Here is a 21,383-nt window from a genome sequence, read left to right as displayed (position 1 = left end):
GTTTCCACAGGTTCCCCTTCTCTAACCAACCTTTCCATGCTTTGTCCTTGGACTACAGTGAGTCTGAAAATCGACTCACGCCATCCGAGAAAATGTCCTTGACAACGGCTCTCCTGTCAACTATATTCTCTCTATAGATAAACCGTTTGTCGGTCTAAGAAAGAGAGATGTGATGACCCGAAGTGTCAAAGTCCATGAATACACCGAGAAGCGCAACGCCATTTTGGATGTGGCAGCGCGTTACATTACGACCAAAGGCTATGAGCAGATGACGACCCAGGACATCTTGGAGGCGCTCCAGATTTCCAGGGGCGCGTTCTATCATTATTTTGAATCCAAGCAAGCCTTACTGATGGCGCTGGTGGAACGCATTGGAGAGCAAGCCGAGCAACTCGTGCTTCCCATCGTGTCTTCTCGCGAAATGGCCGCCCAGGACAAACTGTTGCGCGTCTTTGCCGTGCTCAACCAGCACAAACAAGAAAACCTGGACCTGGTATTCGCGTTTATGCGCGTCTGGTATGCCGATGAGAACGCCCTCTTTCGCCAGAAACTCTACCTGGCCCGTGTCAAACGACTGGCTCCCTGGCTCTCGCAGATTATTCAGCAGGGAACAGAAGAAGGCGTGTTCACCACTCCTTATCCTGATCAGGCAGCGAGAATGATCCTCTCCCTGCTTGAAGATCTTGGATATGCCACCGTTGAACTTCTCTTAGCGGAGGAGAGCGAGCATCCCGACATCTCTCGGCTGGTCCAGATTGGCGAGGCGACGGCTGACGCACTAGAGCGAGTGCTGGACATGAAGCCAGGGTGCCTGCGGCAGTCCTGGAGCGAAGATTTCTCACGCTGGCAGGCTCTCCTCGCATGATTCGAGAGCAAACCCTTTTCTCATTCACACCAAACGTTAAAGATGCAGAGGAGAATATGTATGAACTCATATGTACTTGGCTTTCAGGAAATCGATAAAACCAAGCTTGCGATGGTCGGGGGTAAAGGTGCCAACCTGGGGGAACTATCCAGAATTGATGGGGTAAGAGTACCGGAGGGCTTCTGCGTCACTATCGAAGCATATAAAAGCATCATCGGACAAACACCAGAGTTTCATGCTCTGCTGGAGCAACTCTCTCTTTTACAGGTGGAGGACAGGGAAAGGATTCGTGAAATCAGCGCAAAAATGCGCAGCGTCATCGAAGGAACAGCAATTGCAAAGGATATTGAAGAAGCAGTTACCAGCCATCTTATACAACTGGGAGAGAACAATGCCTATGCTGTGCGTTCCAGTGCTACAGCGGAGGATCTGCCGACGGCATCCTTTGCGGGCCAGCAGGATACGTATTTGAATATTCTAGGAAAGGAATCCATCCTGAAACACATCAGCAAGTGCTGGGCGTCCCTCTTTACGGGCCGGGCGGTGATTTACCGCATGCAGAACGGTTTCGACCACAACAAGGTCCAGCTGTCTGTCGTCATCCAGAAAATGGTTTTCCCAGAGGCAGCAGGGATTCTGTTTACAGCTGATCCGATCACGTCGAACAGGAAGGTGGTATCCATCGATGCCAGCTTCGGCCTTGGTGAGGCGCTGGTTTCCGGACTGGTGGATTCTGATCTTTATAAAGTACAAGAGGGCAAGATAATCAGTAAGAAGATATCGACGAAAAAGCTGGCAATCTATGCGTTAACAGAAGGAGGCACGAAGGAACAGCCATTGGAGCCTGACCAGCAGAACAAACAAACTCTGACGGACGAGCAGATGTTACAGCTTGAGCAAACAGGCAGAAGGATCGAGGCGTATTTTGGCCGCCCCCAGGACATTGAATGGTGTCTTTCTAAAGGTCAATTGTATATCGTTCAGAGTCGTCCCATTACCACCTTATATCCGGTGCCGAAGGTGAACGATGGGAAAAATCATGTCTATATGTCGCTTGGTCACCAGCAGATGATGACAGATGTCCTCAAACCATTAGGCCTGTCCTTTGCCCCGATGTGGCTGAGCAAGCTTGGTGCGTCAACGGTCGAGGCTGGCGGCAGGTGGTATATGGACATCTCTCATGATCTTGCTTCGCCAGTGGCAAGAAAGATTTTTGTGAACAACGGTCTCGGTTCGGTAGACATGTTGATCCAGAAAGCGCTCTCCAACGTCCTGAAAAGGAAAGGGTATATCAAGTCATTGCCCCGTGGGAAGACAACACAGGGCTTGAGTGGCGGCACGACCGGGCAGATGGTTTCCGGGCTGTTCCAGGCGATGAAAATCTATCGGAAAAATGACGCGGGTCTCATGCAAAAAATGATCGCGAAAAATGACGCGCTGACGCAGGATGTAGCGCAGAGGATCAACGGCAAATCAGGAGACGAGCTGTTCGATTTTATTTTGCAGGATTTGGATGAGGCCTTTAAGACAATTGTGTTAGACAACTATGGCGTGGGCATTGTTGGATTCTATCCATCGAGTTGGCTAAACAAAAACATGAAGAAATGGCTGGATGAAAAGAATATTACCGATGTCCTTTCTCAAGCGGTAGCCAATAATGTCACCACGGAAATGGGGCTTGAGCTTTTAGACGTGGCGGACGTTGTCCGGCCATATCCAGCTGTGCTGGAATATTTTCAACATGCCGACGATGAAACCTTTTTTGAGGAGTTGGAGAAGCTAGAAGGCGGCAAAGCCGTCAGTGATTCCATCCGGAGATATCTCAGAAAATACGGCATGCGCGGCCCTGGAGAAATTGATATTACCAGGACACGATGGGCTGAGAAGCCGACGTTGCTGATTCCCATGATCATCACTAATGTCAAGAATTTCGAGCCGGGTTCCCACAAGACGATATTTGAGCAGAAACGGCTGGAAGCAGAGCAGAAGGAACAAGAGCTGATCAGCAGGGTAGAATGTCTGCCTGGTGGCAAACGCAAGGCGAAAAAGACGAAGAAGATGATCAGCGTTTTTCGCAATTTTGTCGGCTTCCGGGAATACCCCAAGTATGCCCTTATGCAGCGTTTTTATGTTTATAAGCAGGCTTTAAAGAAAGAGGCTGCCCTGCTGGTCCAGAAAAGAGTGATTCAAGAGCCGGAGGATATCTATTATCTCACCTTTGAGGAACTCCGGAAGGTTGCCAGCACGTACCAACTGGATTACAGTATCATCACGAAGCGAAAAGGGGATTACGAGGTCTTTGAGAAATTGACGCCTCCCCGTGTGATGACATCTGATGGTGAGATTATCACTGGTGAGTACGACACTGGCGCATTCCCCAAGGGCGCTTTGATAGGAGTCCCTGTTTCATCAGGGACCATTGAAGGACGGGCGCGGATCGTTTTAAAACTGGAGGAGGCCGACATTGAGGAGGGCGATATCCTGGTCACAGCCTTTACCGACCCCAGCTGGACAGCGCTGTTCGTATCGATTAAAGGCCTGGTGACGGAAGTGGGCGGGATGATGACCCATGGCTCCGTTATCGCCAGGGAGTACGGTATTCCCGCGGTCGTGAGCGTAGAAAATGCAACCAAGCTGATTAAAGACGGACAAAGGATCCGGGTAAACGGAACGAAAGGATATGTGGAAACCCTGGAATAGTGAACATGGTTTTTCCTGTAAATGAAGAGACCGGTTTTGAGGAGATCAAAGCCTATCTTCTAGAGCACATTCTCGAAATTCCAGGCCAGGCCTTTAGTGCTGGCCACGCTGGCTACTCTAAACTTTCCAGTTGTAGAGTTGAAGCCCCTTTTTTACTTACGTTATATTCTAATGCCCATCAGGTCATTATTAACTACATTTGTATGCAGGAGTATAATTTTGAGTGAAGCATACTCTAGCTACACATGTTCGGCAAATCTTATCTTCGAGAGAGTATCAATGCGGGTGGAAAAGGTGGAGGTAAAGTAGATGTGTCTTCTATTTTCAAGCTATAAAGCTGCGTGCAAGCGCCTGATCAATGCCTCGGCGCGTGCTAGCCCGCTCCTGCTCTTCATGGGCCTGCTTTTGCTCCTCGTGAACGCGTGCAGTGGAGATACGATCTCGCATTTTTTCTACAATGATCAGCAAAATGTAGAGGTCTCGCAGGATATGTATACCGTCTCTGGGCGCCCCTTAATCTCCATCCAGAGCGATGCCGCCACTATACATATCCACAGTGGATCCGCTCAGCAAGTTATTATCAAGGGCACGAAGCATACCGCACACGGCGATACCATCGAAGCCAATTACTCACAGCAAGGTAATACCATTACGATTACCTCATACATCAACCGGGCTGAGACCAGGAAGGAGGCTTCCAACCTCACTTATAGCAGCGAGACAACCTTCCTGGAGCTTGACATCACCACGCCCGAAACGAGCGACACCAATATCCAGGATACCGCTGGCTCTGTCACGCTAGAGAATCTCTCGGGCCAGCAAATCGTCAAAAGCGAGGGCGGTTCTATTATTCTCAACCAGACCACCCTTACCCGTGCCTCCTGGATAGAGACCATCGCGGGCACTGTCACCTTTGATGGTGATGTCGCTCCTCAAAGCAACATCACCATGAAGACCACCGCCGGCACGATTGAAGCTACTCTCTCCAAAGATGACCTCGTTGATGTCAGCGTCGATTCCATGCTTGGACAGGTGCAAAACGATTTTGACTCCTCAAGTACATCGCCAACTCAATCGACCTTGCACATTGAGAACACAACCGGCTCCGTCCTCGTCCACCAGCGCACCAACTAAGCATACTATAGAAGGTGTTGAAGGGAGTGGAGGGCCAAGGCCCTCCACTCCCTTCAACACCTTCTATAAAATCCCCATCACAAACGTACTAAGCAATTGACAGCTGAACAGTTGTAACATAAAATCGAATAGAAGATATATAGGTGGCAATGGCTTTAGCAACGGGATGAACATGCAAATTACGGAGAACACGCAAGACCTGGATCGAAATATCGATGGCTACCGCTTGCTCAAATTCCTGGGGCGCGGCGATGGCTCAGAAATTTATCTCGCGCAACGGGAAGGCCAGCAGCTTCCTGTCGCAGTAAAAATTCTCCCAGGGCAACGCGCAGGCGACGACCTGGCGCGCTTCTATGTTCATGCCGCTCGCATCAAGCGCCTGCAACATTCACATATAGTATCTGTACGCGACTACGGCACACGGGACCACTTTACCTATCTCGTCATGGACTATATGCCCAATGGCAATCTGCGCGAGCGCCATGCCAGGGGTAGCCTCGTCCCTCCAGCCACAGTTATTCGCTATATCCAACAGCTCGCGCAAGCCCTAAGCTATCTCCACCGGCAGCAGCTTATCCATCGCGACCTCAAGCCGCAAAACATGCTGCTCAACGCTCGCAACGAGGTTGTGTTAAGCGACTTTGGCATCTCAGTAGTCTCGCACAGTCTCGATCCCATCGCGCCAATTCAGCATGATTTTGAGGGAACTGTGATCTATTGCGCACCCGAACAACTTCTAGGCAGGCCACGGCGCGCCAGCGACCAGTATGCTCTAGGCGTGGTCGTGTATGAGTGGCTCTGTGGCGTGCGACCCTTTACTGGCGCCTTCGATGAGATGGTCGAGCAGCACCTGCACCATATGCCCCCACCATTGCGCAGCCAAAATCCCTCACTCTCGCCCCTGATTGAGCAGGTGGTCATGAAGTCCCTGGCCAAGAGTCCCGAGAAGCGCTTCCCCAGCATCAACGACTTCGCCCAGGCGCTCATCTGGGCCATCGAACAAGATTTGCCGGAGGCGCTTCCCCCACCTCCCGAGACGCCACGCCCCGAGCTCCTGCGCCAGTTCAAGCGACCTCGCCTCTTCTAAATCTCTGGAATAGCCTGTACTATACTGCTACCAACACGAAAATAGCATGCTCAAGGCATGAAAAGATTTCCTTTAAATAAAGGTAAAAATGATGACGAACAGAGAGTATCTGACCTTTGCCCAAAAGCACCCTCAACTATTCGTGAATCCACCAGGCATAATCTTCACAATCCTACTGGACGAAGACAAAATACGGCAGGCGGAAGCAGAGATGACCAGCCGCCTGGCTGCACATAATTTGCCAACAGAGTGGGCAAAGGTGGGAATCGTCTATCAAGATCAATATTTGCTTTTGCTGCGTGATGCAGTGCGCTTCCCCGATGGCTCTCTAGGCACGTATATACGCTTTGTGAATCCTGATGGAGCGCCAGGTGTCATTATCCTTCCAGTCTGCCAGGGGCGTGTAGTGCTGTTGCGTCATTTTCGTCATGCAACACGCACATGGCATTTAGAGATTCCGCGAGGATTTGGCGAGCGGGGATCGTCAAGTGAAGCAAATGCCAGGCGAGAACTAGCTGAGGAGATTGGAGCAACTGGCGCTGGAGTACGCCTCGTCTTTTTAGGGGAAGTCTATAGTGATACTGGAATGAGTGCGGCATCTAACAAACTCTATTATGCAGAGATCGAAACTTACCACAAGGCAGAACTGCACGAAGCCATTGCCGAATTACACGTGCTACCAATAGCAGAATTTGAACGCCTCATCCGTGACAATGAAATTACAGATGGCCTGACGCTCTCAGCGTACGCGTATGCAAAAGCCAGAGGACTTTTCTAGCATAATTCAAGTATTACTCAGGCCAGTTGTTCTCCAGATACGCTTTAATGAGGGCAGCATGGGAGAGAGGACGGTGCAGGTCATCAATGTTGGCATTGGTCTCGTAATCTAAAAGAATCACACTCGCCTGGACGGAGAGCTGGCGCAGGGCCTCAAGTTCGGACTGAAGCTTGTTCTCCAGGATCCAGCGATAGGTGGGCAGGTAGATGGCCGAGCGTGCCTCGCGGTAACCCAGCAGGCGCTCCCCATCCACGCCCTCGCGATGCCCAAGCACACTGCCCAAGCTGCGACCAGAGCGCTTGATGCCCTTCATATTGGCGATACGAAACTTACTCACATCAACACCAGCCTGCTCGAAAACCTTCAAGCTCTGCCAGACACCCTCGACGCTCTGACTGGTATATCCTGGTGAGAAAGGCACAGGAATATCGCCATGCGGATAGAAGGGGCTGAAGCGCACCCAGGGATCAGCCCCACGCGATGTAACATCGATAACCTGCGCCTCGCCATGACGACGCTTGATCGTCTCACGGCTGAGACGATGACTCTCAATAAATACTGTCATACTGTTGTCTCTCCTCAAAAAATATATAGCCTGCTCTCAACAGCCTCGATTTGCCCGCTTTTACACGGCTCTGATATAGTGTAGGAGCGCGCCAATAAACTGAAGTGTGATAGATAACAATTCTACACGATTAAGGGGATTCCGGAAATGATCGTCTTTGAGACCGAGCGCCTGGCGGTGCGCAATCTGCGCGAGGATGATTTCGACGCCTTCTACTATTGGCGTACGCGCCTACACATCCAGGCAAACAATAGGCGCGTACGCCAGTAGCGCGTTACCTACGCACGTGATCTGCTTTTAGCGTGAAGCGGGCGTATTTGGTGCCATCAGCCTGGACGACGAGGGTGCTGAAATCGCTCACACTGGATGGGGCCAGATGCATAGAGCGGAAGTCGGGAACGACGAGGGCGGCTCCGGCATCACGTAGAGCCTGGGCACGCTCGGCGTCTTCCTGGATACCCACGCAGGTCGCGCCAGCGACATAGCCAGCGCGGATACCGCTGACGGCGTCTTCAAAGACCAGGCAATCCTCGGCAGCTTTGCCAAGCAAGCGCGCTCCAAGAAGGTAGCATTCAGGGTCGGGCTTACCGCGAGTGATATCCTCTACGGTCACGATAGCGTTGAAGAGTTCGCTAATACCAATATGTTGGAAAGCGAGATTGACGCGCCAACGCCTGCCGCTGGTGACGAGCGCGGTGAGAATCCCCTGGCGCTTAAAGTCGCGCAGGAGGTCGACGACACCCGGCATGGCCTGGTAATACATGTTGCGCTCGTAAACCATGATATCTTCATGGATCGCCAGCCTCGTCTCGGCGCTCATGTGCGGGAAGAGCCTGGTCAGTGTGTATTCAGACGGACAACCATAAATATGATGCTTAAAATCTTCTTCGCTCAGTGTAATCTTTTCGCGCCGCGCCAGCATATACCAGAAGTCTCTAACCGATTGATTGGTATCCGCGACAACGCCATCCATATCAAAAAGTGCTGCCTGATAGTTTTTCATAATTTTTTTTGTGTGATCCTTTATAAATTTGGTCTGGCTACCTCTTCTATTATGTTCGCACGCTTTCTGGCTCAACGCAAATCGACAGGACAACATCATCAGATGGATCCTGGCTCGCAAGCGCGCCAGGGTAAAGGGATGTGGGCATGGGGCGCGGCCATCACCCGCGCCCCATGCCCACATCCCTTTACCCATCTCAATAGACTCTTTTCGCCTCCAAGAAAAGCAGAATTTTCCGGCTTAAGCGGGCTCAAAAAGAAAAGGTGAGTAAAACAATGGAAGTGAGTTATTCATCCTATAGGCGAAGCTACCATCATCGATGAGTCCATGCTTGGGCAAAAGCGTACCTGGAATCTTGAGCTATTGGATGAGACCATCACCCTACATGAGAAGCCGCTCTCCCAGATACCACGAAGTCGAAGAAAACGCTGCTTTTCTTCGACTTCGTGGTATCCTTTTGCAAAATTCGGGATGAGTTCTCTTTCTGAAGTTGTGAAGAGGCTTTTACACAGTATCTCCTTTATGAACAGAAGCCTCTTCTGTTTCGCTAGACCAGATGGCACGAAACTCAGAGGAAGTGAGCAGGAGATCTGCAGTGGTGCCGCTAGCCTCGACACGACCCTCATTGAGGACAAGAATGTGGTCAGCGCGCTGGAGTACGGAGCGGCGATGCGAGACGAGCAGGCAGGTGAGGGGATGTTCCTCGCTCTGCCGGGCCAGGAGCCGCTCCCAGAGCTGCTGCTCAGTAGCCACATCCAGGGCACTAGAGAGATCGTCGAAGACTAGCAGGTCGGCGGAACGCGCGAACATGCGAGCTGCTGCGGCGCGCTGGACCTGGCCACCGGAGAGCTTGACGCCGCGCGCCCCTACTGTGGTTTCCAGGCCATGCTCCAACATCTCTACATCCTGCTCCATGACCGCCGCGTGCACAGCTGCCTGGAGCGTCTCCTGCGTCTCCGGCTGATCCAGCAGGATATTCTCTTTGAGCGTAGCGCTGAAGAGGTGGGGGATCTGGGCGGTGTAGGCGCTGCGTGCCGGAACAAAGAAGCTTGCCGGATCGTGCACCTTCTGCCCGTTCCAGGATATCTCGCCCACCTCGCGCGGCAGCAGACCCAGCAGCACACGCAGAAGCGTCGTTTTGCCGGAGGCCACGCGCCCCGTGATCACGGTGATCGACCCGCGCCGCACACATAGGTTGATTCCGTCGATGCCGCGCCCACTCTCAGGATAGCGATAGGTCAGGTTTGCCGCGCTCAACTCCTGTAGTCCATTATCGGGTCTTGCCTGTTCTAGATGTGGCTCCGGGAGTGAGCTGGAAAGATAGAGTGGATGATGCTCAACGAGTTTCCCTTCGCTCATCCCCTGGGAGATGGCAAGCAGTCTTTGGTGAGAGATCCTCGTCTGGGCGAGATGGGCCATAAAGGTTCCAGTAAATTTGCTAAAGTCAGCAACAAATGGCAAATAGTAGAGAAAGAGCGCCAAGTCACCGATCCCAAGCTGGAAGGTATGCAGCGATTGGGCGACCAGTATCAACACAAACCCCGTGCCCAGTCCTGTGATATTGCCGACGGTCGAGTTCACTAATTGCTCGACGACGCGATCTTTGAGCATAGCCACTCGTCTGTGCTCGTTCAGGGTACGGACACGTTCCACAATTGCCTGTTCGGCTCTGGCAAGCTGGATCGCCTGGACCGTCCCAAAGATCTCGCCCAGCGCGCTTGCAACGTTCCCGCTGGCCTGGCGGCTGGACTCGCGGGAACGTTGCAAGCGCGCATACATGGCCTGGGTCGTAGCGACCACTCCGGCCAGCGGCAGGTAGATGAGCACAGTGACAAGCACGCTTACCTTCAACAGGACAATCAGGGCGAGGAGGGCGAACAGGATGTGCCCAACTGCATCGATGCTCCAGTCTACCGCCCGATCGAATTGCTCCGCATCCGAGCGAAAGCGGTTGAGCGTTTCACCCAACGTATGAGAGAATGCTGACGCGCCTGGCTGCTCCAGTACGCGTTGTAACAGGTTGCGCCGGAGCAATTGGGCCACCGAAAAACGCAAGAGACGTCCCAGCACACCGCTACTCAGAGCACAGAGACCACTGCCCAGGATCAAGGCCAGAGCTAGCCAGTTGAGCCGCTGGAGTCCCGAGGTGAGTTGCTGTGTCCGCGCAAGTTCGTTCAAGTAATGTTGCACGAGCAGACCCATGGGAAGTGGTGTGAGCACGTTGAGTATCCAGAGTATGGTTGCGGCGCTATAGAGTATCGGGCGATAACAAATCAATCGCCACAGAGCCTGGAGGTTTTTCATGAAAGCACCACCTGGAGATTATTGGCCAACAACTGCGAAAAATGCGAGGCAGGATTAGCCAGCAGTTCCGCGCGCTGGCCGAATTCGAGTATCTGGCCATACTGCAAAATCAGAATATAGTCGGCGCGCTGCACCGTGGCCAGGCGATGGGCTATAATAATGCCAGTTCTCCCATGTAATAGCCGTTCTATGGCCCGTTCTATGACTTGTTCAGTTGCAGGATCGAGGCGCGATGAAGCCTCATCTAGCAGCACCAGATCTGGATTTTCGAGAAAAGCCCGCGCAAATGCCAGCAACTGGGCTTCACCAGCCGAGAGGCCCGCGCCGCCAACCCCCAATTCGCTTCCCAGACCATTGGGCAGTGCCTGCAACCAGCGCCCCAAACCCAGTTCATTGAGGACGGCGTTGATCTGCGCATCGGGCACATGGCGCTTGAAGAAGGTCAGGTTGTCGCGCACGTTCCCCTGGAAGAGCTGCACATCCTGGGTGACCATGGCCATGCGCCGACGTACCTGCTCCAACTCGATCTTCTGGAGAGGCACGCCGCTCAAGCGTATCTCGCCAGACTGGGCATCGTAGAAGCGCAGCAATAAACGCGCCAGCGTCGTTTTGCCACTCCCCGTCCGACCCAGCACGCCCAGAACCTTGCCAGCTGGCAGATGGAAATGCACATCACGCAGCACCGGCTCGTCCACATTGTACCCAAAGGTAATGTGCTCGAACGCGACCTCAAGCGCTCCAACTGGCAGTGTCTGGTAACGCTCGCGCAGCGTGTATGTCTGAGAGGTATCCGTGCCAGGCAATGCGGTGTTCTGAACGGGCCAGTGAGCGTCCGTCAGTGTCGAGCGTGTCTTCAGCAAGTTCTGGATACGTTCGATGCTCGCATCTGCGGTTTGCAAGTCCTGAATCTGATTACGGATCTGCTTGATAGGGAGAATGATCAGGTTGGTATAATAAAAGACCTCATAGACCGTACCAAGCGAGATGGCGTGCGCGCCCAGCAGCCAGGCCCCAACGGCCAGCGCCAAGATATTCCCCAGAGAGAAAATGGTGAGAGTTCCAGCAAATTGTAGGAACTCTGCCACTGAACGGCGATAGTCGATCTGCCACCACTGGCGAGCAAATTGGTGGAAGCGGCGCATCACAAAGCTCGTGGCACCATTCGCTCGTACTTCCTCAGTCCCCTCTAAGTACTCGCCTAGCTGACCAAAGAACTCAGCATACTTCACTTGATAAGCCAGCCAGAACGGCCTGCCATACTTTTGTAAAAGCGCCAGGAGGACAAAGACCAGCGCGGTAAAGCTCAGCATCATCAGGCCCAGGCGCCAGTCTTTCTGAAAAAGCACCAGGACAATCCCAAGCAGCAGAATGAGGTTCCCTACGAGTTGGATGATCGCCTGTGAGAAGAAGCTCGCGAGCGCATCGACATCCCCATCAACGCGCTGAATCAGCTCGCCAGGCGTATGAGCCTTATGGAAAGACATATCTAGCGTCAGACAGTGGCTGATCAGATCCTCGCGCAGGCGATTGGTTGCGGTCCAGGCCACATTCTCGCTCAAGTACGTCGCTGCAATCGACGCGCCCTGCGTGCTCAGAGCAAGGACGACGAAGAGCACACCAATAAGGATCAGCGTACTCTGGGCAGATCCATGTAATACCGCGTCAATAAAGATCTGCAATAATTGCGGATTGGCCAGTTGCAATCCGATGCTGATGAGCAGCAGAAGGCTCATCAACAGGACCGAGCGCCACTGCGCTCCAAGATAGGTTCGCAGAAGAGGAAGATAATCCTTTTTGTGTACATACATCGCTGTGTTTCCTTCCTTGCCTGAAGAAACTATTACACATGAAAACTGCTCTCTATGCGTGCAAGAAAGGGCGAGGAAACGGGCGCAGTTAACAGACCGCGCAGCCTATCTTGCACGCTCCACGGTCTGTGTTGGGCGCAACAAAAAGACCATGAACGGTTTTGCCCACAGCCTCTTCATTGATTTTGTTCAGTTTATGCGAGAGGATGATTTGGCGCGTTCCTGAAAAAAGGCACAATGAGGCTCTGGGCCAGTGCAAGAGCGCTGCAATAGGGGGTGCGCGCAATACCTTTTGCCGTTCGGTAACCGGTAGCCATAGCGCTTTGCCTTTCATGAGAGATCGTCTGTAAGTTCAGGTGGTGAGGGAATAATAGCATGTGTTTTCTATAGAGTCAAAGATAGAGGAACGAACTGGGGAATCCTTTGTTTTTCTCGAAGAATGGTTTCCAAGCCTCTCTCTGAGACCGTTGTTTGTGTCCACATGAGTTAGGATTCTCAGTCTATTTTTGTTGGACGCTCCCAATCAACGCTTTGGCATATTCCCACAGAGGTCCAGAGGAAGAAGGATGGTGTGTAACATAAGCGTTGAAGAGGTTCAAGCTCTCTTGCTTGAGCAATCCACCCTCGATGAGAGGGACACGGTACGCAGGAAAGCCCTCATCCTTTCGTTGCCACCCAGAAACGAGAGCGGTGGCCCCATCTGCGGGAGCTTCCAGAGCATAGTAGATTTTGCCAAGAAAAAAAGACATCGCAGCCCCCATGCACATGAGGCAGGGTTCGAGTGTGGTAAAAAGGGCTACATCAGAACGCTTTCCTGGAAAGGGCGAGAGATGATCCGCCTCAAGGAGTGCACGGAGTTCGGCGTGAACGAGGAGGCGCTGTTCTGTCCGTTCGGTGGTATAGGCGTGAGCGATAATTTGATCGTTGAGCACAACGACCGCTCCAATAGGCAGTTCCCCGTTTTTTAAACCCTCTGTAGCAACCTGAAGAGCTTCTTGCATAAAGATCGTAGGTGGAACAGACATGGATCTTTTCCTTTTTCTTCTCGATAGTGGAAACAAGTATAGTTGAGGCGTTTCAAACACACAAGCCTTGTTCCCACTCCTGAATCCTTTGCGGGTGCGAAGAAGCAGAGCGTCCTGCATGCTCTGTAGCGTTTGCTTGCCCGAACCATGAATGATCGCGTAAGATAGAAGAACAGCGTGTATCGGCCTGCGGCTCACGCGTCGTATTGCTGTACACAAAAGTTTCAGAGCAAAGGATGTGGAACATGCAGCCGCTTTTCGCTCAGAATCCGCTCGATCTCGGTGTCCTGGTAACGAGCTTTCTCATCTGGAGAGTGATGGAAGCGAGCGTGGATATCAGAACGTTCAAACGTCTCCGTGCTGGCGCCCAGCGCCAAGATAAAGGATCGCACATGGTCCTTCTTTGCCTGATCATGTCCGGTCTCCTCCTCGGCATACTGCTGGCTTTGAAAATTCCTGCCACTGCCATCACCAGCGCGCCCAACATCTTCTTCTGGCTGGGCATTGTCCTGATGTACACGGGGATGATATTACGTCTCTACGCTATTCAAGTGCTTGGTCGCTCTTTCACGACCAGCGTGGCCATTGCACCCGAGCAGACCGTGATTGAAACGGGTCCCTACCGACTCATTCGGCATCCCTCCTATACCGGCATCCTCATCACGTTGCTCGGATTGGGACTCAGCTTGACGAACAACTGGTTGAGCCTACTCGTCATCATGGGATGCGCGCTCATTGGTTTCAGTTATCGTATCCGGGTGGAAGAGCATGTCCTCCAGGAGCATCTAGGCCAGCGCTATCAGGAATATATGCGGCGCACAAAACGGCTCATCCCCTTTGTGCTTTAGCAGAAGACAAGGCTCCATTGCGCTCCACACATTTCCTCTTTTCTAGCAAGCCGTTGTTGCTTCAAAAGAAAGGCGAATACGATTTCTATGTCACATAACGCGGCAGCCCAGGACTTGAACGCCAAATTTCAAGGCGATGACCTGAGCGAAGGCATTATGTAGAAGTTGGGCGAGCTGGGCTAATTTGGGGCAGAAAAGTACACCTTTTGAGCTATTGGGTGTCAAATTGGGTGCAAAGTGCAGCATAACACCATAAGCAGCGTGGGCTGGGGCAGCTTAAGGAGCGATTCCTTTAGATTTGTCAATTCTGGGATTATGAGTATACTAAATAGTAGAAAACAAATTTTCATATTACAAGACATATATCTCTCTACTACTTCTGGTGCTTCTGGTGACGTGTGCCTGTTGGCTGGTAAATCATGGGGGATTGCTGGCATCTACCTGCCGAGATGCTTGCAGTTACTGTTTACCAGCCAGCCTGGCATACTCCCCTTCTCTTCTGCTAACTATACAATGTTACATCTTCTCTGAATTACGCGGTACCACATCCAAATATTTAACGAGGCAGGTCACAAATTATCATCCCCTCCCGGTCACCTTCGGTGAGTACACAGTGCCAAAAAACCGCAAAAAAGGCCTTCTATGCGCTCTTAAACGGCTATACTTCTCCCTAGAATGTCATGAGCTGCTTGAAGGGAGTCTATCGTATGCGCATGAAATTACTGGCCTGTGGCGCGTTCTTCCTCAATACTTTCCTCTATGGCACCTACTACGCGGTCTCGAAGGGGTCGCTGGGGCGCATCGATCCGATTGTGTTTACCTTCTTTGTGATGCTGGCCCTCCTACCCCTGGCCCTGTGTATTATTATCTATTCCTGGCACGAGATTAATCGCGAGGTGATAAAGAGCGGAGTATTGCTGGGAAGTTGCATCTGCATCGGCCTGTTTACGCTCTCGGTGGCGTTGAAATATAATAGCGCGACGAGCACGGCCTTCTTCCCCTCGCTCAATGGCTTTCTGGCAGCGATCTGTGTCTGGCTCTTTATGCGCCAGCCTCTACATAAGGCGACATGGTTCGCCGGGCTGGTCTCGGCGTGTGGAGCGCTTCTGCTCATCTTGAATTCACCCATCGGCGGCCTGCGCGGCGCGCTGATCGCCTTTATCGGTGGCCTCTTCTGCACATTCTATGTCTTCCTGGCGGACCATGAGCAGCGCGGCAAGGCCTATCTCCCTCTCTTTGGCATTCAGTTGCTGACAATGGCCATCTGGGGCAATTTTATCGCTCTGCTCTTTGGTAATTGGCAGGATGTGCATCCACTACTCCCGAATGATCTGTGGAGTGTGCTCTACATCGCCTTTGGCACGACCTGTCTCCCTACGCTGATTACGGTACGTTTGCAGAACTACATCTCACCAATAACGGTCTCTTTCATCTATATTCTGGAGCCGGTGCTGGGCGCGGCCTTCGCCAACTATTACCTGCACGAGGTTCTCCCCCTGGATGGCTACCTCGGTGGGGCCCTGATCGTGGCCGGTGCCTTAATCAATACCTGGGGGTCGGCAGAGCGGCCAGCGACGCAGGGAAAGCGGAGTGCGGCACTCTTTGGTGACCGCCTGATGCAGACTTGGCGAGGCAGCGATGGCGGTCTAATCCTGCCCGTTCTGGGTGTGATCGCTGGCGCCTTTGCCCTGTTGCGCCTGGAAGGCTTCCCGCCCGCGGCCTGGATTCTGTTGGCCCAGGTGTGGCCGGAGTACCAAACCATTGTCGCGCATGGGCACGGCTCAATGCTGGCCCTGGTCATCGGGCAGGCACTCTGCTGGCTCCTCGCCTGGATCGCAGTCGCGGGACTGAGTATGCTCAGCCTGCGCAGGCTAATCCGGCTTTTCAATACGCCCACGGCTGCAAGATCTATTCCTTCCATCATCTCACGCGAGCATGAAGCTAATACACAGGAGGTATCTGACATGGATGTCCTGGCAAGGTCATTTGAGGTCGAGGAAGTGCCAATGGAGCAGGCCCACGCCGTAGCATATACCCTGGAGACCTGGGATGAGCACGCGCGTCACCAGCCCGGCACGACACCAGCCAGCATCTACTGGCGCCCAAGGCAGCGAGAACGCAAGCGCCTGCTTCAGCAGCATCACCAGGAGGCACGGGCCTCCGTCGGGTTAGCCAATAAAGCTCGCCTGCGCCGCCAGACAGTCGATCTCTCGGGCCTGCGCGCCGACGCGATCTTCGGCGAAGAGCTACCCGCATACGACCGCCTCGATCGATAAACAGTAGCTACGACACCAGGGCGCAGCCTCAGTAGCCGCGTACGCCAGTAGCGGGAGGAACGAATGAAACGAAGTGATACAGGCGACTTCTGCGTACTCTACCTGGAGACCGCCGACAATAGAGCCACCCTGAGTCAGGCCTTGAGCGAGCTGCGCAAGCCAGTAGTTATCATGCTGGCGGAGCAGGGACGCCTCTTCCAGCGGCCAGATGACTTCTCGGCGCTTAAGCATATTAAGCGCCAGCTCGATATACCCGTGATCTTTGTCATCCCCAATAGTGGGCATATAACACAGCTGGCGACGCGTTTTGGCTTCCCTGTCTATTCCTCTGTAGATAACCTGGCGAACGCCCTGGCCATGGGTCAGCTCTCACGCCAGCGCACCCATACAGCGCAAACAAGCCCACAACGCATTACCGCGCCGCTCAGTCCCACGGCCTCCCTGCACACGCTCAAGGCCGATCTACGCAACGCGGGACCACGTGGACCAGTCAGCCAACCCCTTCATACAGACAACGAGAGCGAGCCGGTAATGGAATTGTCCGCAGGTGGACAGCCACTCGACGCCCGCGAGCACACAACCGGCCATATGCCTCCTGTTTCACAGATGGATGTGCCTCCACGCGTGGAGAAGCGACCAGTCGCGAGTCCACAACCCTCCCCACCACGCGAGCGACTGAGGCATAACCCTGCGCTAGAGAGGTTTGATCCATACACCCAGGCACTGCAAGACGAGGAGTCAGAGCCAGAGCCTCTCATACTAGAACACAATGCTCCACCTATGCGCCGGAGCGGAGCAACGCAAAGAGCGAGCACAGGTATGCTCGTCGAAAAGACACAGCCCCCACCACGCGAGGGGCCACTTGCTCCAGCACCACGGGCCCCCAGGAATACTTTCGCCAAATTTGTGGCTATCGTGGCCATCATCGCGCTCTCGGTCGCGGGCCTGAGCTACTTCCTGGTCTTCTATCACCAGTGGCCAACCACGACCACTACGAGTGCTGTGCCGCCCATCGTGGGCAATGTCTCATATATCAGCAGCAACCAGATCAGCGAGAAGAGCAGCCAGGGCATCTCCGACCAGGTAACTATCGACCTCCAACAATTAAACCCACCCGCCAGCGGCAAGGCCTATTATGCTTGGCTGCTGGGAGATAAGAGCCAGAGTGAGGCACACACTATTCTGATGGGGCGCCTGAACGTGAGTAATGGCAAGGCACACCTCTTCTATAGCGGCGACCCGCAGCACAGCAACCTGCTGCTCACAACGAGCCGCTTCCTGGTGACAGAGGAGAGCGCCTCGGTCACGCCTATCTCGCCCACACCCGATTATAACGCCTGGCGCTACTATGGAGAGGTCTCGCAGGCCCCAATTAATACACCTGATAACACTAACCATTTTAGCTATCTTGATCACCTGCGCCACCTGTTGGCCAGCGACCCCACGCTGGAGAAGCTGAACCTTCCCGGTGGGTTAAACACCTGGTTCTACCGCAACACGGCTAAGCTGGTGGAGTGGACCACAAGCATGCGCGATCCCTGGGAGGCGAACAAAGACATTAACTATGTACGGCGCATGACAACACGTACCCTAGCCTATCTCGATGGCGCGTCCTTTGTCGGACTAGACCTTCCACCTGGCACTCCCGCGCTCGTCGATGGTCGACTGGCCCAGATAGGTCTGATCCAGGTCAACGGACCCGACCAGGAGCCACCCTGCTACCTCTCGCACGTTATGAAGCACCTGAACGGACTCTTGCAGGCGCCGGACGCACCAGCCTCTCTGCGCCAGAACGCGACCGATATCGTCAATGCTCTGAGCAATGTCAATCGCTGGCTCAACCAGGTGCGTAGCGATGGCAAGAAGATCATGCAGATGAACGACGACCAGATGCGCCAGCCCTCGACGCTCTCGCTCATCAACGACATGATCGTCAACACCAACAACGCCTATATCGGACAAACCGACGCCAACACAGGGCAGACATTGCACGGGGCGAATTGGATTCACGATCACATGCAATCCATCTCTACCTTCCAGGTCTCACCCTACCGACCCAGCCCACAATCGATCCAGATGATTCAAGATATTCTCCACGCTAAGGCATAAATGACCGGTAGGTGGTGCGGTGCGGGTTGGTAGCCGTAAGCTCAATCCGCACCGCACCACCTACCAGAGCGAGCGCCGCAGACGTGAGATTTCACAGTCAGAAGGAAGGCCAATCATGACAAGGCGTGTCATCGCCATAACACTCTTACTAGTGCTGATGCTCCTCGGCTTAACGGCGGGCGTCTTCGCGAATACAATTCAGCGCTCGCTCACCCTCCCGGACATGCAGCGCATGTTTCACGATGGGCCAGTGGGCACACCTACGGTTATGGCTCAGAAGCCCGTGACACCCACGGGCAAACCAGCCACGCCAAAGACAAATGTATTGGCTCAGGATACCTTTCAACGCCAGAACCAGCGCTTCTGGGGCCAGGCCAGCGATGGCCATACCTGGACGGCCGACGCCAATGCACTGGCGATCTTCTCGGTTCAGAATACGGCTGGCTCCATCACCGATGGTAACGGCACATTTAACGCGGTGCTGGGTCCTGCCAGCGACAACGTTGACCTGCTGATCAATGGCTCACTAAACAAATTCACGGGTCAGAATAACTTTGGCTCGGTCCTGCGCTGGCACAACGTCAATAACTGGTACAAGGCCTATATCGATGGCAATCACCTGATCATCATGCGCCGGGTCGCTGGAGTCAATCAGCAACTGGTCAGTGTGCCCTTCGCCGCTCAGAACGGCGCGAGCTACGCACTTCGTTTCCGCGCCCTCGGCAACCAGCTTATGGCCCGCGCCTGGCAGACCAACGCGCCCGAACCAGCCACCTGGCAGGCAACGATCAAGGATGCCTCGCTCAACAAAGGGCAGGCGGGCGTACGCGTGCTCATCCAGCCTGGTACGCTGGTCAAGATAACGTCCTTCACGGCCAGTGCCGCGACTGGCACAGTGTGAGTGATAGAAAATTTCAACAGCAAGCGCCACAGGCGCGAGAAAGAGCGGACCTATGCAGCAAGAACTAAAACAACTCTATCAAACTCAGGTGGCGGTGCGGGTAGTGGTCTATGGCTGCTTACTGCTGTGTGCCATCCTGCTCTACACGCTGTCTGGTGGCTTCCCTCCCTGGGCCTGGCGCTTCCTGGCCTCGCTTTTGCCACGCCTTCCTGAGCTATGGCGGGCCCAGGGACCAGCCATGCTGATCCCCTTTACAGGCCTGCTCCTGCTCTCGCTCTCGCTCCTCATCCTGTGGATGATATTGCTCACAGTGACGCTACGCCTGCTCTTTCACCAGTGGCGTGAGCGTTATGAAGAACAGCGCTTCGCCCGCGAGCTGGCCGAAGCCGATGCCCTGTCTGAGGAACTCCTTGAAGAGGTGCTGGATAACGAGTACACACAGCCAGAGCGCGCAGCAGCCCCCGCCATACCGCGTGCCTCGCGCAGGCCCCATATAGCGCAAGCAGCTCGCGTCACCGCCAATAATATGTATGAGGACATAGAAGATGATGAGTACGAAGAGGAGGAGCCTCAGCCAGCCTCTATAGGGCTACGTTTGCGCGCCTCGCAACCTGTCTCGCCCCTGGCACCCACGCAGGAGGTTGATGTGCCTCAGCCTGAGGGACTACGTTCGGCACGCGCCCCGCTTGCCAACCGAGCTGCTAGAACCTCAGCCACGTGGGAGGAGCTAGAAGAGCCACGCCGCGCGCAGGCGCAGGCCTTTGGTTCCTCCACACCTGCTATCATCCCTGCGCGCCCGGTAGTCAGGCAGGCCCCAGCAGAAACGCCAGTGCCAGATTGGCCAGGCACAGCCTATCCAGCGATCAAATCCGGGTCGTCAGCGCCACCTTCAGGGCAATCCTATACAGGGTACGGCTTCCAGTTCGCCACAGGTATAGAGAAGCACGCGCCCCTGCCCCAGGCTGTCAATGACACGCCGCAGCCAGTACGCGCACAGCAGGCGGCACCGATAGAGCTGGCCGCACGCCAGCGTGCGCGTGCCACTGGCACAGTAAATAGTATCAGCCAGGCCAGTATCGCGCCAATCTCAGACGACATCGAGGAGTATGACACGCGCCCTGTCCGGGCTGAGGAGAAGGAAGAATACGCAGATGAAGAGATACTTCCCCAGGAGGTTAGTAGTAAGCCACAGTATCGCCTGAGCGTAGGCATGGGTCTGGACCCTGGCCTCGTACGTAAAGACGCGCCCAACGAAGACAACATCTTTGCCATGCAGGGCATTCGTCCAGGATCGTCTGGTCCCGAACCCGTGGGACTCTTTGTCGTCGCGGATGGAATGGGAGGTCATGCCGATGGACAGGAGGCCAGCCGCTTGGCCATCCAGATTATCAGCGATATCGTCTCGCCAACTTTGCTGCGCGAAGCGGAGCTTGAGGAATCCTTCGGCGGCATCATCAAAGACGCGACACATCGCGCCAATCTTACGCTCTACCAGCGCAATCGCCAGAAAGAACATATGATGGGCACCACTCTGACTGCGGCCCTGGTCGTCGGCACCATGGCCCACGTTATCAACGTCGGTGATAGCCGCACCTATCGCTACCGCCCCTCTGAAGGTCTATTGCAGATTACCCGCGACCACTCGGTCGTAGCGCGCCTGGTCGAGAAAGGGCTGATAGAGCCACACGAAGTGTATACCCATCCCAAGCGCAATCAGATCTATCGCTGCCTGGGCGAGCACGCGTCAGTCGAGTTCGACTACTTCAAAGTCGAGCTACAAGAGCGCGACATACTGCTGCTGTGCTCAGATGGTCTCTGGGAGATGATACGCGATCCCGAGATTGAGCGCATCCTCTCTGGCGCAAGCACCCATGCCTCGCGCGCCAGCTCCCTACTCATCCAGGCAGCCCTGGCTCGCGGCGGCCACGACAACATCAGCGTCGTCATAACCTGCCTGCTAACGGAAGAATAGCATCTTGA

Annotated in this window: 16 protein-coding genes; 11 read left to right on the top strand and 5 right to left on the bottom strand. The window is 54.1% G+C overall.

Annotation, left to right across the window (positions count from 1 at the left end):
- Positions 1-172 precede the first annotated feature (172 nt).
- The 5 genes from JMJ16_RS41330 to JMJ16_RS41310 all read left to right on the top strand — a co-directional run bounded on the left by JMJ16_RS41330 (position 173) and on the right by JMJ16_RS41310 (position 6,564).
- The gene (locus tag JMJ16_RS41330) at positions 173-865 is read left to right on the top strand and encodes a TetR/AcrR family transcriptional regulator (protein WP_201391045.1); all 693 of its coding nucleotides are present in this window, start codon (positions 173-175) and stop codon (positions 863-865) included.
- Between the two features lie 60 nt (positions 866-925).
- Entirely contained in the window at positions 926-3,565 is a 2,640-nt protein-coding gene (gene ppsA, locus JMJ16_RS41325; RefSeq protein WP_201391043.1) for a phosphoenolpyruvate synthase, read from the top strand.
- 309 nt (positions 3,566-3,874) lie between these two features.
- Positions 3,875-4,699, top strand: a complete 825-nt coding sequence (locus tag JMJ16_RS41320; protein WP_201391041.1) for a hypothetical protein — start codon at positions 3,875-3,877, stop codon at positions 4,697-4,699.
- Between the two features lie 172 nt (positions 4,700-4,871).
- The gene (locus tag JMJ16_RS41315) at positions 4,872-5,786 is read left to right on the top strand and encodes a serine/threonine-protein kinase (protein WP_201391039.1); all 915 of its coding nucleotides are present in this window, start codon (positions 4,872-4,874) and stop codon (positions 5,784-5,786) included.
- 88 nt (positions 5,787-5,874) lie between these two features.
- Positions 5,875-6,564, top strand: a complete 690-nt coding sequence (locus tag JMJ16_RS41310) for an NUDIX hydrolase (protein ID WP_201391037.1) — start codon at positions 5,875-5,877, stop codon at positions 6,562-6,564.
- A 13-nt stretch (positions 6,565-6,577) separates the two neighbouring features.
- Here JMJ16_RS41310 and JMJ16_RS41305 read toward each other — a convergent pair whose 3' ends face one another.
- Positions 6,578-7,129 carry a hypothetical protein gene (locus JMJ16_RS41305; protein ID WP_201391035.1) on the bottom strand — a complete coding sequence of 184 codons (552 nt, stop codon included), beginning with the start codon at positions 7,127-7,129 and terminating at the stop codon, positions 6,578-6,580.
- A gap of 147 nt (positions 7,130-7,276) precedes the next feature.
- Here JMJ16_RS41305 and JMJ16_RS56235 point away from each other — a divergent pair, with 147 nt between their 5' ends.
- Positions 7,277-7,399: a hypothetical protein gene (locus JMJ16_RS56235; RefSeq protein WP_255553286.1), complete on the top strand. Its 123-nt coding sequence runs from the start codon at positions 7,277-7,279 to the stop codon at positions 7,397-7,399.
- Positions 7,400-7,403: 4 nt separating this feature from the next.
- On the opposite strand, the gene JMJ16_RS41300 is transcribed toward JMJ16_RS56235, so the two are convergent.
- The 4 genes from JMJ16_RS41300 to JMJ16_RS41285 all read right to left on the bottom strand — a co-directional run bounded on the left by JMJ16_RS41300 (position 7,404) and on the right by JMJ16_RS41285 (position 13,269).
- Entirely contained in the window at positions 7,404-8,327 is a 924-nt protein-coding gene (locus JMJ16_RS41300; protein ID WP_201391034.1) for an HAD family phosphatase, read from the bottom strand.
- Between the two features lie 309 nt (positions 8,328-8,636).
- Complete coding sequence (locus JMJ16_RS41295; protein ID WP_201391032.1) at positions 8,637-10,436, bottom strand: ABC transporter ATP-binding protein; 1,800 nt, start codon at positions 10,434-10,436, stop codon at positions 8,637-8,639.
- Positions 10,433-12,244: an ABC transporter ATP-binding protein gene (locus tag JMJ16_RS41290; RefSeq protein WP_201391030.1), complete on the bottom strand. Its 1,812-nt coding sequence runs from the start codon at positions 12,242-12,244 to the stop codon at positions 10,433-10,435. The genes JMJ16_RS41295 and JMJ16_RS41290 overlap by 4 nt, the downstream gene beginning before the upstream one ends.
- 500 nt (positions 12,245-12,744) lie before the next feature.
- Positions 12,745-13,269 carry a nucleoside deaminase gene (locus tag JMJ16_RS41285; protein WP_201391028.1) on the bottom strand — a complete coding sequence of 175 codons (525 nt, stop codon included), beginning with the start codon at positions 13,267-13,269 and terminating at the stop codon, positions 12,745-12,747.
- Between the two features lie 245 nt (positions 13,270-13,514).
- Here JMJ16_RS41285 and JMJ16_RS41280 point away from each other — a divergent pair, with 245 nt between their 5' ends.
- From JMJ16_RS41280 to JMJ16_RS41260, 5 genes are all read left to right on the top strand, one after another.
- Positions 13,515-14,117 carry an isoprenylcysteine carboxylmethyltransferase family protein gene (locus JMJ16_RS41280; protein WP_201375719.1) on the top strand — a complete coding sequence of 201 codons (603 nt, stop codon included), beginning with the start codon at positions 13,515-13,517 and terminating at the stop codon, positions 14,115-14,117.
- 707 nt (positions 14,118-14,824) lie between these two features.
- Entirely contained in the window at positions 14,825-16,393 is a 1,569-nt protein-coding gene (locus JMJ16_RS41275; RefSeq protein WP_201391026.1) for a DMT family transporter, read from the top strand.
- 63 nt (positions 16,394-16,456) lie between these two features.
- Positions 16,457-18,502: a hypothetical protein gene (locus JMJ16_RS41270; RefSeq protein ID WP_201391024.1), complete on the top strand. Its 2,046-nt coding sequence runs from the start codon at positions 16,457-16,459 to the stop codon at positions 18,500-18,502.
- A gap of 115 nt (positions 18,503-18,617) precedes the next feature.
- Entirely contained in the window at positions 18,618-19,403 is a 786-nt protein-coding gene (locus JMJ16_RS41265) for a hypothetical protein (RefSeq protein ID WP_201391022.1), read from the top strand.
- A 52-nt stretch (positions 19,404-19,455) separates the two neighbouring features.
- Positions 19,456-21,375: a PP2C family serine/threonine-protein phosphatase gene (locus JMJ16_RS41260; protein WP_201391020.1), complete on the top strand. Its 1,920-nt coding sequence runs from the start codon at positions 19,456-19,458 to the stop codon at positions 21,373-21,375.
- Positions 21,376-21,383 lie beyond the last annotated feature (8 nt).

This window comes from Ktedonobacter sp. SOSP1-52, assembly GCF_016587395.1.
Note: the sequence above shows the minus strand (reverse complement) of the source record. Positions and strands in the feature narration are given on the sequence as shown.